At 38.3% G+C, this 16,710-nt stretch carries 10 protein-coding genes; 4 read left to right on the forward strand and 6 right to left on the reverse strand.

The window, feature by feature from the left end:
- Positions 1–109: 109 nt before the first annotated feature.
- The 5 genes from AC07YT_RS14770 to AC07YT_RS14790 form a co-directional block, all read right to left on the reverse strand.
- Positions 110–1,102, reverse strand: a complete 993-nt coding sequence (locus tag AC07YT_RS14770; RefSeq protein WP_086544680.1) for a FecR family protein — start codon at positions 1,100–1,102, stop codon at positions 110–112.
- A 157-nt stretch (positions 1,103–1,259) separates the two neighbouring features.
- Complete coding sequence (locus AC07YT_RS14775; protein ID WP_086544679.1) at positions 1,260–1,856, reverse strand: RNA polymerase sigma factor; 597 nt, start codon at positions 1,854–1,856, stop codon at positions 1,260–1,262.
- 710 nt (positions 1,857–2,566) lie between these two features.
- A complete protein-coding gene (locus tag AC07YT_RS14780; protein ID WP_145954173.1) occupies positions 2,567–4,969 on the reverse strand; it encodes a hypothetical protein in 2,403 nt (800 codons plus the stop codon).
- A gap of 47 nt (positions 4,970–5,016) precedes the next feature.
- Complete coding sequence (locus AC07YT_RS14785; protein ID WP_086544677.1) at positions 5,017–6,753, reverse strand: RagB/SusD family nutrient uptake outer membrane protein; 1,737 nt, start codon at positions 6,751–6,753, stop codon at positions 5,017–5,019.
- Positions 6,754–6,763: 10 nt separating this feature from the next.
- Positions 6,764–9,832, reverse strand: coding sequence for a SusC/RagA family TonB-linked outer membrane protein (locus tag AC07YT_RS14790; protein ID WP_086544676.1), 3,069 nt, complete (start codon positions 9,830–9,832; stop codon positions 6,764–6,766).
- A gap of 176 nt (positions 9,833–10,008) precedes the next feature.
- Between AC07YT_RS14790 and AC07YT_RS14795 the strand changes: the two genes are divergently transcribed.
- From AC07YT_RS14795 to AC07YT_RS14810, 4 genes are all read left to right on the forward strand, one after another.
- Positions 10,009–11,310, forward strand: a complete 1,302-nt coding sequence (locus tag AC07YT_RS14795; RefSeq protein WP_086544675.1) for a hypothetical protein — start codon at positions 10,009–10,011, stop codon at positions 11,308–11,310.
- Positions 11,311–11,428: 118 nt separating this feature from the next.
- Entirely contained in the window at positions 11,429–12,613 is a 1,185-nt protein-coding gene (locus AC07YT_RS14800) for a glycosyltransferase family 87 protein (protein ID WP_086544674.1), read from the forward strand.
- Positions 12,610–13,542, forward strand: a complete 933-nt coding sequence (locus tag AC07YT_RS14805; protein WP_086544673.1) for a glycosyltransferase family 2 protein — start codon at positions 12,610–12,612, stop codon at positions 13,540–13,542. Before AC07YT_RS14800 ends, AC07YT_RS14805 begins: the two co-directional genes overlap by 4 nt.
- Entirely contained in the window at positions 13,543–14,325 is a 783-nt protein-coding gene (locus tag AC07YT_RS14810) for a polysaccharide deacetylase family protein (protein WP_086544672.1), read from the forward strand.
- 24 nt (positions 14,326–14,349) lie between these two features.
- On the opposite strand, the gene AC07YT_RS14815 is transcribed toward AC07YT_RS14810, so the two are convergent.
- Entirely contained in the window at positions 14,350–16,116 is a 1,767-nt protein-coding gene (locus AC07YT_RS14815; RefSeq protein ID WP_494945384.1) for a S8 family peptidase, read from the reverse strand.
- Between the last annotated feature and the right edge of the window lie 594 nt (positions 16,117–16,710).

Genomic DNA, 16,710 nt, shown 5'->3' on the forward strand with positions numbered 1-16,710 from the left:
ATTTTATCTCTCTGTCTCGCAAGGACAGGGAGATTTTTTCATCAAATGTGGAAATAGTAGAGTTCTTTCATGTAGTTTGGTTTGTTTGGTTTTAGTTGATATTGATTATTTAATTATTGCAATCCTTACCCGAAATAAAAATCTCATTGGCCTTGGTTGCGTATGTTGCATTATTAAAAGAAGTTATTACCTGCAAAATCTCCTCTAAACTTTCTCCTTTCTGAAAAGTTGTGGTAAAGCGACAGTTTTTACCATGATCATCTACAAAAGTAATTTTGGTTCCGAAGCGTTTAGCCAATACTTCAATAGCATCCTTCATCGTGATGTCTTCAAAGAAAATATCTTTTGCCTGCCAGTCTACAACCTCTTGCGAGATCACTTTGGTCAAACTTGGCATTTTTCTTTTCTCATCAAAGGTGAGCTGTTGATTAGGCGTAAGTACCCCTAATAGTGTTTGATGATCCTGTACACTTACTTTTCCACGGGTTACCGTGATCACAACTTTCTGCCCCTCAATAGCTTTAATATTAAAAGCAGTACCTAAAACGGTTGTTTTCACTTTTCCCGCATAAACAATAAATGGCTTAGCCTGATCATGAACGATATCAAAATAGCCTTCACCTTTTAGGGTAACCTCTCTGGTATTTCCATCAAAATGTTTGGGATACAGCAACACTGCCCCATTGTTTAATATCACGGTACTCCCATCTGGTAATACAATTTTTTTATGCTCCGTTTCTGCCACCACATTAAGTACTGCTACATTAGCTTTAGCCGTTATTTTTTGCGTTGAAGGCTTTAAAAAATAAAAAGTAGAAAAACCGGCAATCAATAATACAGCAGCCCAACCTATCCAGGCAAAATTTAATTTAAATGACTTTTTTTCTTCCTCACCAACAATTTCATTAAAAATTGTATTGGCCTTACTTTCTGCTATAGTTTCGTTCGATTGGAATAAATCCCAATCTTTTTCCATGAAGCGTTTTTCAAATTCAACATTGTTTGAGGCGTTAAGATGATTAAATAAAACGCTCTTTTCTTCTTCTGAGATAGTATTTTGAGCATACTTCTCCAGAAGTTCACTTATTTCTTCATTTTTCATACAAATGGCGATATAGAAAAGATATTATTATGTTCGTTTTAAAGGTTGACGTTTGAAAAGCATAAAAAGGGGTAGTCAAAAAATATTTTTTTTTAAAATATTTTAAAACTCCAACCACATTTAAAAGAAAAGCGATATAAAACAGGAATGGATTACATTATTTTAGCAATCCGATAAAAACGAAAGATATAAGTGGTATGGTATTATTTTTATCTACCATGGTTCGTAATGTTTTTAGGGCTTCTCTTAAATGAACCTTAACAGTAGCGGGCGCAATATGGAGTATTTCTGCAACTTCTTTTTGTTTCATACCTTCAATATGGCACATCCGGTAAACCAGTCCTTGCTGTTTGGGTAGTTTATCCAGTAATTGATCAACATAACTTTCCGCATCTTTTCGCATAATGGTATCTTCGGTTCCGGTGTCCTGTTCCATCCAAACCACTTTTTGCAAGTCTGTTGTTTTATTTTCAGCGGCAATAGCCCGAAGGGAGTCTAAAGTAAGATTAACAGCTATTCTTCGAATGTATCCACCAAAGTTTTCAATTGTGCCCAGACTTTCTCTCTTTAACCAGATTTTAAGGAAGGTTTCCTGAACGACCTCTTCAGCTCTTTCTTTAGATTTCAGGTACCGGTTGGCGTATGAAAAAACTTTATTTTTATAAGCATCAAAGATCAAGCGAAAGGCCTGTTGATCGCCAACAGCTATTTTGAGCATTAAATCTCGTTCCTCTCCCAATTCCTTAATTTGCATATACTAATATAATATTTTCAAAGCAGGTTTTCCAGGTTGATGAAGCATTTTTGGCTTGCAAAAAGGTAACCTGCAATGGTTTCAGTTACATCTTCTATTTGAAGCTATAATTTCGGTAAGACTACAAAAAAATCTGATTATTTATACCAATCAGGATGCAATTTGACAATAAAACCCTAAATACAGCACTTTAAATTAAATAAAACAGGATTTATTTACATCATTGCTCAAATGCAACCAAAATTCAACCAATCAGGAAACAGGAAAGCTGTTTTAATTGCGTGAAGTAATAAGAATTAAAAATGATGGCGGTTAAAACGTAAAAAAGCCACAATGAACACATCGTGGCTTTTATTAATCAACTAAACCTTATAAATACTAACCAAATATTTATAGTTCAAAAGTACATCAGGTATATTAATTGCAAATCAAGTAAGGGTTAAATGAAAGAGAAGAATTTATCATTATCGAAAAAGCGATCAAATTAAATCAAGTACAAGGGCTAGAACGCCCTTGTATTGATTGCGCTATCATCCCTAAACGACGCTCACTAGATATCCCTAATATCCAATTGGTGTGCAATTATAAGTGCTCTCCATCATAATTCATAATTTAAGCTTATCCAGTACCTATCCAAAAATATGTACACATAAAACCCTAATAATCAGAATAATAAAAACACTTGATATATACTGCAATTCTAATCTTTATTACCAATAAGTAAACGTTACCGTCGATTGGCAGTCTTTATTTGCAGTTGCCCTTATCCAGTGTGCACTAAAACCATCAGGGAATGTATAATTAATGGTTTCTCCGGCTTTTAGCGTAAAGGTTTTATAAGGGTAAAAGCCTGTTAAATCGAAATCAACTTCAAGTGTAATTTTCACCTCTTTATCGGCGGTAATGCTTACTTTTTTCTGGTCATAGCCAGTCATTAAATAAGGTAATGAAGGATCATTTGCTTGAACAGTGGTATTTTTCCATACGCCTCCTTTACCTGTTGGCTTGCCCATTTTCCATAAATCATCAATTCCTCCATACCATAGGCCATTATCCTGGTCGCCAAAATAATGTCCGTCTGCCTGTGCACCTTTCTTGGTTCCACTCAATACCAATAAACCTCTCCAGGTACAAAAGTCTGTTATTTTTTTATGGTGTGTGGTAACCGGACGAATGGCATTAAAGCCCGATTCGCGGCCCACCTCATAAAAAGTACCTTGCACGTTTAACATAAATCGCTCTGATTCCACTTCCCGTTTATCCCGATAAGGGAAAAGTTCATAGTCATCAGATCCTTTTGGCAAACGGAAAGTTCCGGTTTTATCTTTGATGATAATCGATGCCTCATCAACCTCATAACTTTTTTTAAGGGCCAGAAGTTTCTCCATTTGTGCGGTACTATCGTCAGTAGTGTTTAAAAACGACAATTTCTCGTTCACTTCCTGATATTGTTTTTTGCCATTTGAGATGTTTAAAACCTGAAGGTTTTTATTGTAACCCGAAGGACGGATCAGGCTCTCATTAACCGGCGTTTTTTCGCTTATCCCGGCTAAACTATTAAACATATTGTCTTTACTTTCGTGCATTTTACCTGTAAAATGAAAAAACGCGGAAGCATTACAATCTTTGTTTGCCTTAAAACGAACCCACGTTGCCTTAAAATCAGCAGGAAAGATAAAATACTGGTAGGCATTGGCTGCAAGCGTTATGGTTTTATAATCTTCCCATTTGTTATTGCCTGCTTTATCGATCTGGATGGTGAAACTAACGGCCTGATTTGATTTTTGAGAAAGGTGCAATACCTTTTTATTAAAACCACTGATCAAAAAAGCATCAGAAGGTGTATTTGCCTTCACCTGGTCATTATCCCAGGGGCCACCCCAACCTGTTGCACCACCCCAGTTCTTAAGATCGCTCCATTGCCCGAACCACAGATTAGACTGGGACCTACCGGCCATGGGGTTTTCCAGCACAGTTGTTTCATCAGTAGCGATTACAATCTGATTATTCCAGCTGCAAAAATCGGGAATATAGCGCAAATGACTGTTTACCGCTTGAATACCACCACTGTTTGCCCGTGAAAATGTTTTAGGAAAATCGTACATCATACCGTGCATATCCATCAGCATTTTACCGTTGCCAACCTCACGAATGCGCGGCCACTCGGTATACCAGCCTCCTCTATGATCGTAAGTGTGGGCAGCTTTGGGTAAACGATAAGTATACCATTGCCCTCCATCTAATAATTTCAGCATCACGGAACGTTTATCCCAGCCAATGCTCCACAAAGGGCTTTTATCCGATGGCGAGCCATAAATACCACCCGGACCTGTAACATCAGTAAACTGTCTGCGTTCGATAATTTTCCATGTTTTGCCATCCCAGCTAGCCAATACGCCCTTTTCCTCCTCATTTTTTGGTAAGTCTCCGGCTTCAAGCATGTCTTTTGTAAGCTTAAAAACGGCTTCCTCTCCATTGTTGGCAACCACCAGTTGTTTCTGCGCAGTATAAGCGCCTTTACCATGCCAACCTGGAACGGGTTTGTTAAATAGTTTTTTTACGGCCAATGTGTGTACATTGGTTTCGTACAACATCCCTTCCATATCGTAAAAATAAACCATATTGGCCGGATCACTCAGGTGGCGTGTGGTTGCGGTCATCCTGCCCGGCATCACCGAGAATGGAATAACCCTCACTTTTCCCTTATCATCGATAAAATAGTTACTGGTAATTAACTGGTTCGATTCTTTGTGGATCATCCGGTTTGCTGGTGTGCCGCCAATGCTTTCCGGATGGATGGTCACATTAAGGTTATTGTCGATACTGTACAACTTATCAGAACTTCCTTTGGGCATGTGTGGCGAGTAGGTTACCATCCAAAGTTTACCAGCCCAGGGCGTAATGGCACCAATGCCGTTTTCGCCCCCGTCGCCATAACTTTTGGTTGCTCCCTGTTTTAACCAGTTTTGCTTCTCCCAGTTTTCGTTAAATGTGGCTAAATGCGGGTAAATCCCACTCACCTGTAAAGGTTTTTGTTGTGCATGTGCCAAATGGGCCGTGAAGATGGCAGCACTTATTAAAGTGCTACATTTTAATATCAGGTTTTTTTTCATGTGCATGGTTAAAGCAGCCGAAAGGGTTTACTTCCGGCTGTGATCTGTTAGTAATTCGGGTTTTGTGTTAATTTTGGATTCGCCCTTACCTCAACAGCTGGTAATGGCCATAGGTATTGTTTCGATTTATCAAAGTTGCGTTGGAATAAAACTTTAACATCTGCGCCAAAACCACTATAATCGGCAATACCATCGTCATCTATTGGTGTAACGCCCGGGAAAGGCCATTTCGCTCTGTTTTGGTTTACCGGATCTGGTAAGCCAATAACAGGACGTGTGAGTGCTTTTTCTGCTAATTTCCATCTAATCAGATCCATGTAACGCAGGCCTTCAAAAGCAAACTCAACCCTACGCTCTCTTCTTAGCACATTTTTTAGTTGTGTTAAATCTAAAGTAGTAATCGCCGGGTAAGAGGCTGTTTGGCTAACAGGTACACCATAAGCCCTGGCCCTAACCTTGTTAATGGCATCAAGTACTGTAGCATCAGCCTGTCCCAATTCAATTTTTGCCTCCGCATAAGTAAGTAGTATTTCTGCAAAACGAATGATGATGGCATCATTATCTTCTTTATGTGTGTCAGACCAGTTTTGAGCTACACCTTTTTTAAATACAAAACCGGTGAAACTTGCAAAAGGTGCCACAGCGCGCGTATCATTATTAGTTACTTTGCGACCTAACTTATTGCTCCATACCTGTGCAGAATCGGGGTGTGGGTTATAATTATAGCCTAACCAATAACTCGTCCGCGGCACTACTGTTGAAGGGGAATTATTATAAAATGGAACTATCGTAGCAATTAATCGTGGATCGCGGTTTGTGAAAGGATCTAGTGGATTGTACAAAGGAGACTCATCAATTGGTTTCCCATCTGTACATTCGAACGCATCTACTAATTCGCGGGTTGGCAAAGTAGCACCAAAACCGCCAGCGTTACGTGTTAAAATATCATCCGGCACACTAAATACCTGTTGTGTTTGATCTCTGGGTATGCTGAATATAATTTCTGCACTCTGTTCCCCAGCTAATTGGAAAAGGTTATCATAAGAAGCATTCAAAGTATAAGCTCCAACTCCTGTTAAATTCATAACTGCTAATGATGCTGTTCTGGCCGTTTCCCAATCAGCCATGTATAAAGCAGTACGAGCCTCTAAGGCTAATGCAGCACCTTTGGTTAATCTTTTTACGGCAGTACCATAAGTTTGAGGGAGATTTTGTGCGGCAAACTCATATTCTCCTTTTAAAAAAGTATAAATATCAGCTTTACTGGTTTTATTTACATTTTTGGCCTCTTCTATGGTTAGCGTTTTGGTATTTAAAGGCACATCGCCAAAGTGGGTTATTAATTTGGTATATTGATATGCCCTGATCAATCGCATTTCTGCTTCCAATCTGGTGATAATGGCCGCAGGCGTATTTGCTGCTGCCCGGTCTTTATTTTCCAAAAAGGTATTTACCCTCGCAATGGCTTTATAACAGTTTAAATAGTAGGTTTGTACATTGGCATTATCAGAAGCCAGGCTACCTGCTATAACAGGATTACCGCCTGATCCTCCTCTATAAAAACAATTATCGGAGAAAAATTCTTCCCATGTACCGGTAGCTGTCTTAGCTGAGGTCCAAAAATCTATCCGATATAAATCATTCACCGCCAGTTCCAGTTCATTTTGGTTCGTATAAAAGCTACCCGTAGCCGGGCTAGATGGATCTGATAAATCAAGTTTTTTGCATGACGATGCCGTAACAAAGCCTATAGCCAAAAATGTATATATAATGGTCTTATTCATTTTGTATAGATTAAAATTTAACACTTATACCACTTAAAAATGTAGTAACGATAGGATAACTTGCATTGCCTGATTCAGGATCGGCATATTTAGGATATTTACTACTGGTTAAGAAATCGTTAGCAGAAATATACAAGCGCACTGATTTAAGCCCTAATTTTTGAAAAACATTATATTTATCGAAAGTATAACCAAGCGTAATATTTTTTAACCTGAAATAAGAACCATCGAACAACCAAAAATCTGATGAAGCGTAGTTATTCGTGGCATTAGTATTGGTTAACCTGGGCAAAGTTGCCGCCAGGTTTTGCTCAGTCGTATTGCTTTTACTCCAAAAATTGCCTTCTAGATAGGTTGGAAAATTACCAAACTGTTCCTGGAAAGGCCGAACGATATCATTGTTCAATCGGCTCAATTTTTTGCCAACTCCCTGGAAAGTAATACCAAAATCAAAGCCTTTATAACCTAAATTTATATTACCACCGTATTGGTAACGAGGCAACGATCCGCCCAATAACACTCTATCGTTAGCGTTAATTATTCCATTGCCATCTATATCTTGATAGCCAATATCGCCAGCAGTTACAGCAGCACTGGTTTTTGCGGTACCTGCTATCGGGGCAGTTTGGTATATACCGGTACTCAAATAACCATACCATTCGTTAAACTGGCTTCCCTCCATGTTAACTAAAGTACTGCCGCTTTCCTGGCGTGTACCACTCATGTTTTTTATATTACTTTTAGCATCAGAAATATTAAAACTGGCGCTATAAGTAAAATCGTTAATTTTATCTTTCCAGTTTAGGCCCAATTCCCAACCGCTTACATCGAGTATGCCCGCATTTTGTTGTGGCTTATCGTAGCCCATGTTTAATGGAATGTCCAACTGCAATAAAATATCTTTAGTGCTTTTTTTGAAATAATCAGCAGTAACGTTTAATCTATTGTTTAAAAACGTAGCATCTAACCCCACATCTGTCGAACGGGTTGTTTCCCATCTAATATCATTTACTGCATAAACTGTCTGGCTTCCAGAACTTAACGGAACTAACACACCGTTTTGGTAGAATAAAACATTTCGAAGATCGATATTGGCCTGGTAGGGATAATAGACTTGGACATCATTGTTATTTCGATCAATTATGCGTTGGTTTCCAACCTCGCCGTATGATGCCCGCAGTTTTAAGAAATTAATCCATTTTGCTTCTTTTATAAAGTTTTCTTCTGAAAGCACCCAGCCTGCTGAGAAGGAGGGATAGGTTGCACTTCTAAAACCTGGGGCAAACCTTGAAGACTGATCTAACCTTAAATTAGCCTGAAAAAGATACTTGCCCATAAAATCATAACCCACACGGCCAAATACCGAATGTAAACTTTCCTCGGTTGCACCGCCAGCATTATCACGTAATGCAGTTGAACCGACTGTTAAATAGGGAAAATCTAACAAAGGGAAGCCATCTCTGCTTGCGCTAAGTGATTCAGCATTAGAATAAATGCTTTCGTAACCTGCAAGAGCGCTAAAATTATGCTTGTTGTTAAAAGTTTTGGTGTAATTAGCTAAAAACTGTCCGGTAATTTGATAAATTTCATCTCTATCTTCATCTAAAGTGGTAAGTGATGTATTGCTTGCCGCACTCGGGCTACCATCGGGATTGGTATAAGCGATTTTCTTTGAAAATGCCTTACTCTTGTTAAAGTCGAAGGTTGGCGCAACAATCGCAGTCAATGTTAAATGATCTATCGGTTTAAAGTTTAAGGCTAATCTTGCTTGAAGCTGGTTAGATTTTGAGGTCGTTGTGCCCCCTTCATTTAACTGTGCTAAGGGGTTTCTTCCGTCTTTGGCAAGGGCATAAGCGCCATTTGTATAATAAGCGGCATATACCGGAGGCATCACCCTGGCTTCGTAAATGGGCGTTTGCCCACTAAAAGGATTAGTAACTGGAGAAAGGTTATTTAAACGCCGAAAGGCTAAATCTGCAGTTGCACTAAATTTATTACTGATTTTAATGTCGTTGTTTACCCTAAATTGATAGCGTTCGTAATTATAGTTGTCATAAAATGCCCCTACATCCTGATAACCCAGCGAAACTTTTGTTTTTAACTTTTCTGTTCCAGAGGTAAATACCAAATCATGTTGCTTTCTTGGTGCATACTTATTGGTCATAATTAAGTCCTGCCAATCAGTATCAGCAAAAGGAAATTTATCCGGAGTGGCTGATCTGTTTTTATCGAAATTGTCGATCGCATCCTGTGCATATGGACCTGTTGCGGCACCATCATTAACGGCCTGTTCGTTAAAGTAGCGCATGTATTTTGGTGAATTTACATATTCAGGCAGGGCTGTTGGTTTTTGCAAAGCATACTCAAAATTGTAATCTATACTCGAAGCCCCCGTGGCACCACGCTTAGTCGTAATTAAAATTACACCTGCAGCACCCCTGGAACCGTATATTGCGGCTGAAGCTGCATCCTTTAGTACACTCAATGATTCAATATCATTTGGGTTAACCAAATCCATACTGCTCACAGGTATTCCATCAACAACCACTAAAGGACCGTTGGTATTAAGCGTAGTTACCCCTCTGATTTGTACCGTAGCGCCAGCGCCGGGTGCCGAATTGTTCCGCGTAACACTTACACCAGGAACTGCCCCCTGCAAAGCCTCTGATACTTGCAAAGTTTGACGGTTTGTAATGTCTTGTCCGCTAACCGTTGCTATTGCACCTGTTAAATCTTTTTTCTTCTGCGTACCATAACCTACAACTACTACATCATTTAAGTTTTTGATATCGGTAGCTAAACTAATGGTCATATTCGTTCCTGTAATTGAAACAGTTTGTTCCTGATATCCGATATAGCTAACCAACAGTTTATTGGTACCAGTCGGAACGTTTAAGCTAAATTGCCCGTTTGCATCAGTGGTTGTACCTGTTTTTGTACCCGGTATACTTACAGTTACACCTGTAAGGCTTTCTTTGGTACCTGCATCAATCACCTTCCCGGTAACCGACCTGGTTTGTGCTTTTAATGCATAACAGGTACACAAAAACAACACAAATAAGAGTAGTTTTTTTTTCATTAAATTTGGTTAGTTTTATAAAAAAATAGTTTGTTTTGCAGCAAATGGTTCTGAACCTGTGATTTGCTTTTATAAACTTAGGCAATGATTTATATCACAAAACATTAACCGTCTATACAAATGTTTACCAATATTATTGACAGCACAACAAGCTAAAAACCAGACAATTACCCCAAATGAACAATGAGTTTGTACAAGCCGAAAATTCTGTTTTTTTTAAGCAGCTGGATATTTGCTGTAAAAAAGTAGCGCAAGAAGTTGGCGAAAAAAACATTTCGGACTGGAAGAACAGTGATTACATCAGATTGAGTAGCCTGCTTCACCGGAAAACAAAGGTTCATTTAAGTGAAAACACCCTTAAACGCATATTTGGAAAACTTAAAACGCCTGTGCGCTATTATCCACAAAAAGCCACAAGGGATGCTTTGGCTCAATTTATTGGTTACCGGGATTGGTACGAATTTGAACTGTTGCATCCTGTAAGTGAAAAGGATGTATCGACCCTTAATTCTACAACTCCTGATGCTCAACCAAAAGAAGTACCTGGTAAAAAGAAAAACCACATATACCTGGTGTTGTTACTGATTATTACCATATCCACTATCGGCTTTTTCTACTTTATTCATAACAATGATGAGCTAACTAATGTAAAGCTGAACTGTTTAAATCCTGAAGGAAAAAGTCCGCATTCTGCAATCTTTAAGTTGGCTGTTAAAGGTAATCTGCCTGACGATTCATCTACTTTTTTCATCGACTTTGGAGATGGCAAAACCAAAAGATCAGCAACTACAAATGCAGCAGTAAACCATTATTATGAAACACCCGGAAGATATTTCCCGGTACTATACCACAAAAATACACCGATAGATACGGCCTATGTATATCTTCAAAGCAAAGGATGGGATGTTATTGCCACCATGTTGTACGATACGACAAGGGTATACCCGATTTTAAAGAAAATTGCTCATGAAAGTGACTATCAGATAACCGCTAAAGAACTATCAACGGCAGGTGTTGATACTAACAAAACCTTTTTTGTATCATATAGTAATGTGAGACCCACAAATATCAGTGCTGATAATTTCGAATTCAATGCAGATATTATCACTTCAGCAGAACGGGCCGGAGTACGCTGCTCGCAAGTTGATATTGCAGTTTTTGGTGATAGAGACAGTCATAACCTGAGTATAATGAAACCCGAATGTACGGCTTGGAGCTCATATAAATTTTCGGAAATGGCGAGAAGGGGAGAAAAGGATGATTTAAGACAGCTTGGATATGATCTTACCGGAGGTGGCAAGGTTAAACTCCGCATCAGGAATCAACATGTGTCACTTATTATCAATAATAAAGAGATCTTTAAAACTCAATATAACCATGCTGTTGGAAAATTAATGGGTTTTAAAATCATGTTTGCAGGCATTGGTTCTTTTAAAAACTTAAGTCTTTACGACCTGAAAACCAATGAAAGGTTTTAATCAATTCACAAGTACAGGTATAATTGTATTGTCCCCGGTCGTAATTCAATCGCTAAACCAAAGCTTTTAAAAGAATAGATGATTCTGCAAACTCATAAAATGGTTATATTGCGGCAAAATGAACAGTTTAAAAAACGCTAATCTTACTAAACTTTGGTCATTTCTCTTAAAAAAGGAATGTGTTATTGTCATCTATCTGCTGTTAGCAATAGTTGCTGGATTTAAGCAGTATCATCACCACGCTTATAACAATTACCTGATATTCAAGTATGTTTACTGGCATACCACAGATCTTCAAAATTTATATCATAATTATCCCGAATACCTAGATAGCAACCATTACGGCCCTGTATTTTCGATTTTTATTGCTCCATTTGCCCTATTACCTGATGGTTTTGGCTGTATCCTTTGGAATATGGCCAATGTATCAATATTGCTCTGGGGAATTTACAGTCTTCCAATTTCGTTAAACAAAAGGACTATTATTGCCTGGATATGTGCACATGAGGCCTTAACTGCACTCTTCAGTTTTCAGTTTAACATTGCACTGACGGGATTAATATTGCTCAGTTTCTCTTACCTGATTAAAAAGAAAGAAGTACAATCGGCTTTTTTTATTGCCATCGGCACATTGGTAAAACTTTACGGGATTGTTGGACTGGCATTTTTCTTCTTCACTAAAAATAAGTTAAAATTTATCATAGGCTGCCTCATTGCTTTTACGGTATTGTTCGCTTTGCCCATGGTGATTTCGTCTCCCGCATTTGTAATTCAATCCTATCGAGACTGGTATCATTCCCTTGCTCATAAAAACGACCTAAATGCATCATTAACTTCTTTTCAGGATATTTCTCTGATGGGAATTGTAAGAAGGGCAACAGGAGATATCAGCATTCCGAACGCGCCGTTTTTACTGGTTGGCCTCATCCTGTTTGGTTTACCTTATTTACGGATTAAACAATATAAACATATTGGCTTTAGGTTAATGTTACTGGCCTCTACACTTATTTTTACGGTTATATTTAGCAGTGGTTCTGAATCGCCAACCTATATTATTGCTTTTGCAGGTGTTGCCGTTTGGTTTATGGTGCAGCAAAATCCTAAAAAAGGATGGATAATAGCCTTATTTATTTTTGCTTTTATCTTAACCAGCCTCTCGCCAACCGATATTTTTCCAAGGCCGGTTAAAGAATTTATTCGTCTATATTCGCTTAAAGCCCTACCTTGCGTGATCATTTGGTTAACCATAATTTATCAAATGATGAAAGAAGATTTTGAGTCTTATCTGATTGCCGATAAATGAATAAACTAGTTTCTATAGTAATCCCTGCTTACAACGAAGCCGATAATATTTTTGTAATAGCCGAAAGTATTAAAAAAGTTTTTTCGACCATCAATTATGATTATGAAATTATCCTGGTGGATGATGGAAGTGCCGATCATACCCTCGAAAAAATAAAGGATTATGCCTCAACAGCAAATAATATATTTTTCCTCGAGTTTTCGAAAAACTTTGGTCACCAGTTGGCGGTTAAAGCGGGCATGGACCATGCTTTTGGCGATTGTGTAATTTCTATGGACTGCGATATGCAGCATCCTCCCGAGTTGATTCCGGAAATGTTACAGAAATGGCAGGAAGGTTTCGAAGTGGTATACACCATCAGAGAAGAAGATAAAAATCTATCTAAAGGAAAAAGAAGCTCCTCAAACTTATTCTATAAAACCTTAAACTGGTTATCGGATATTGACCTGGAACCAGGCGCAGCCGATTTCCGCTTACTTGATCAAAAAGTGGTGAGTGTTTTTAGAAATTTTCATGAAAACGAGCCATTTTTACGTGGTTTGGTCAAATGGCTTGGTTTTAAGCAGTTTGCTATTCGGTATAATCCGGCCGCACGTTTTTCGGGAAATAGTAAATATACCTTCAAAAAGATGTTGAGGCTGGCACTGCATGGTGTTACCTCTTTCAGCATAAAACCATTGTATTCGGCCGTTTATCTGGGTTTCATTCTGTCGTTTGCCTCTGTACTGTATATTCCCTACATTATTTACGCTTTTGTCAATCACGTAGAGGTTTCAGGCTGGGCATCAGTAATTATGACCATTGTCTTTTTTGGAGGGCTCCAGCTCATTATCCTGGGCATTATAGGTATTTATGTAGGTAAAATGTTTATGCAATCAAAAAACCGCCCTAATTATATTATCCGTTCAACCAATATTCAGCAAAAATAAATGGTATTGTTAAGTTTTGATATCGAAGAGTTTGATATGCCTTTTGAATATGGAAAAGAAATTTCTTTTGAAGATCAGATTGCCATTTCGAGAGCGGGTACAATCGCCATTTTAGATATTTTGGAAAAATACGAAGTTAAAGCCACTTTTTTCTGTACCGTTACCTTTGCCGAAAATATTCCCGATCTGATTAAACGGATTACCGAAACAGGACACGAACTTGCCTCACACGGTTATTATCATTCAGATTTTAAACCCGAACATTTACTGCAATCCAAATTAAAGCTCGAAGAACTTTCGGGCAGAGAAATTACCGGTTACCGCATGGCCAGGATGATGCCAGTTGACGAAAGGGAAATTGAAAAAGCCGGGTATGCTTATAACACGTCCATTAATCCAACCTATTTGCCTGGGCGGTACAACAATTTGAACATTTCCAGAACACACTTCATTAAAAACAATGTGTTACAAATTCCGGCGTCGGTAAGCCCATTAATTAGGTTCCCGCTGTTTTGGTTGTCGTTTCACAATCTGCCTTTAACTCTTTATAAAACACTAGCCAGCTGGACTTATAAAAAAGATAAATACCTTAATATTTATTTTCACCCCTGGGAATTTACCGATTTAGAAGATTTTGATCGCTTTGGTTTTCCAGGTTACGTCAGAAAAAATACAGGTACAAAAATGGTAAAACGCATGGAAGATCTTATTTCGTGGATGAAGGCTAAAAAATATCCCTTTGGCACTTTTCAGGAGTTTATCCGTACAATTTCTGCAAACTGAAAACTGTAAACTGTAAACTGATAACTATTTATACGTTTCAGCTAATTTTAGGGCATTATAGGCATTAACAATACCTCCGCTTACACATATTTCGCTGAAAAGCGTTCTAACATTCTCCCCCCTTTCATTTTTGTATTTTACTTTGTGCGCTACCTTCGAAACAGATTTCATGATTATTGCTCTTACCTGTGCTGGTTTTAATTCCGGGTAGTAGCTTAAAATTAGTGCTGCTAAGCCAGCCACAACAGGCGAGGCCATACTCGTTCCATCAGCCTCCTCATATTTGTTATCAGGAATGGTTGAGTTAATTAAAAATCCAGGGGCAAAAACATCTACATTATATTTGCCATAATTAGAAAAATCGGCTTTCAGATTGTCATCATCTTTATAGGCACTTGCACCTACTTCGATCCAGTTACTGGCATGAGGCAGCTTAAATTTTGCGGAGTCGATGGGTACAGGTTTTACTAATGCAGATCGGTCATAAGATGGCCTCATACCCATGCCATTATTTTGTGTCATGGGTCTGGGTGGAGTAAAGTCTGGTTTGCTGGGTTTTTTATTCGCTTCTTTATAAGCTTCAGCCTCTTTACTGTCAAAAAACTTATTAGGGTAATTCTCTTCCAGATCGTTATTTTGGTTATCGTTTCCGGCTGCGTGTACCAGTAATACCCCTTTTAGTTCCGCGTATTTTACTGCCGAGTCTACTGCTTTTTTATCCCACTTGTAGCTTTTACCAAAACTCATGTTGATTACTTTAGCACCATTATCAACCGCGTACCTGATGCCGTTGGCCACATCCTTATCACGTTCATCTCCTGTGGGTACCACCCTGATGGCCATGATACTTACATGATTGGCTACGCCCAAAATACCTGTGGAATTTGTACGATCTGCTCCAATAATTCCGGATACGTGTGTACCGTGAAAAGGATCAGGGCCTTTTACATCATTGTTTCCATAATCTTTTTGGTAAGAATTACTGTAATCATCGCCCACCAGTTCTGCACGCCTATCATATTTGGGGTTTAAGTTATACTTCAGCATTGCATCGTATTGCTTGTAACCTTCCTTTATGCTCTTATAAAATTTCTCAAAACTACCATCTTCCTTAGCACCCTTTCTGATGATTGTTTTTACCTGCTCTTCCGTTTCATCATCAGGTTTATATTGATCAATATCCTCCATGGTCGGGATTTCTTTTTTATTGATTTTCGCCACAGAATCTAAAACCTTGTTGATGGCAATCAGAACAGAAAAAGTATTGCTGGCATCTTCGTATTTCTTACCGAAATCGCCAACCATTTTCTTATACAGTTTAAATTCTTCTTTTTGGGCACTGTCTAAAGGAGTTAAATTGGTTGTTGATTGATATTTTGGAGTATAAATCCTTAACAGGCGCACCAATTCTAAATTGTCAAACTCTAGATTGCCTTTCTTAGAACCAATAAAATTCCAGCCATGGATATCATCGATATAGCCATTACCATCATCGTCTATTCCATTTCCCGGGATTTCTTTTTTATTCGTCCATAAAACAGATTGTAAGTCAGGGTGATTGGTATCTACCCCACCATCAATTACTGCTACAATAATATTTTGCTTAGGTTTTTTATCTTTTAAAAGCTCGCGATAAGCTTTCTCCGTACTGATACCAAAATATCCGTTTTCTAATAAATCTAAATTAAACCAATTGGCAGGGAGTTGTACATTTTTACTTTGAGCAAAAACGCCAAAGTTTATACATAAAATAAAAGCAAGAAAGGTTAATTTCTTCAGGTTCACATTCATCATCATAATATGTACGTAATACTACAATAATACGGTTTTATTACCTTGAGGCTGAAAGATTTTACATTTTTTAACATGCGTAGAATAATCATTTTTGAATAGCTATCGTTCAGCATAATCAGATCATTAATTTTCTGATGATCTGGAGCGCAATTCCTGCACCATGTAGGCCGGGTCCTGTCCTGCTGTGCGCTGCAATCCTTTTGGAAATCCCTTATGATAAACAATCTACCGCTGCCCAAAAGGGATTTTCGCTGCCATCAGGGCTATTCAACCTGGGATGGAGCTATAACAAAGAAGATGGCATACATTCAGCGGAGATCAGCGTAATCTGCGGGAACAAACTTAAACTACCTTAACTCCTTAATGGTGGAATAAACCCTGTAATAATTTCTTTTACCATTAAGGCATTTAGGACATTAAGAAATAGCACGTTCAGGACCTTAACTTTCTTAACTGCTTAATGGTAATTGAGAGTAAAAGGTTTACAAAAGCTTATAAACCAAGAAAACCCTTCAACATTGCTGTTAAAGGGTTTCTTTTAAGATTTGGCACCGACCTACTCTCCCACGTGTTACCGCAGTACCATCGGCT

Source organism: Pedobacter sp. GW460-11-11-14-TSB4 (assembly GCF_059423705.1).

What these genes read in the sequence shown, in the direction of transcription:
- AC07YT_RS14785 (WP_086544677.1), bottom strand. Translation starts at nt 6,753, where the DNA reads ATGAATAAGACCATTATATATACATTTTTGGCTATAGGCTTTGTTACG.
- AC07YT_RS14775 (WP_086544679.1), bottom strand. Translation starts at nt 1,856, where the DNA reads ATGCAAATTAAGGAATTGGGAGAGGAACGAGATTTAATGCTCAAAATA.
- AC07YT_RS14800 (WP_086544674.1), top strand. Translation starts at nt 11,429, where the DNA reads ATGAACAGTTTAAAAAACGCTAATCTTACTAAACTTTGGTCATTTCTC.
- AC07YT_RS14780 (WP_145954173.1), bottom strand. Translation starts at nt 4,969, where the DNA reads ATGAAAAAAAACCTGATATTAAAATGTAGCACTTTAATAAGTGCTGCC.
- AC07YT_RS14770 (WP_086544680.1), bottom strand. Translation starts at nt 1,102, where the DNA reads ATGAAAAATGAAGAAATAAGTGAACTTCTGGAGAAGTATGCTCAAAAT.
- AC07YT_RS14815 (WP_494945384.1), bottom strand. Translation starts at nt 16,116, where the DNA reads ATGAATGTGAACCTGAAGAAATTAACCTTTCTTGCTTTTATTTTATGT.
- AC07YT_RS14805 (WP_086544673.1), top strand. Translation starts at nt 12,610, where the DNA reads ATGAATAAACTAGTTTCTATAGTAATCCCTGCTTACAACGAAGCCGAT.
- AC07YT_RS14810 (WP_086544672.1), top strand. Translation starts at nt 13,543, where the DNA reads ATGGTATTGTTAAGTTTTGATATCGAAGAGTTTGATATGCCTTTTGAA.
- AC07YT_RS14795 (WP_086544675.1), top strand. Translation starts at nt 10,009, where the DNA reads ATGAACAATGAGTTTGTACAAGCCGAAAATTCTGTTTTTTTTAAGCAG.
- AC07YT_RS14790 (WP_086544676.1), bottom strand. Translation starts at nt 9,832, where the DNA reads ATGAAAAAAAAACTACTCTTATTTGTGTTGTTTTTGTGTACCTGTTAT.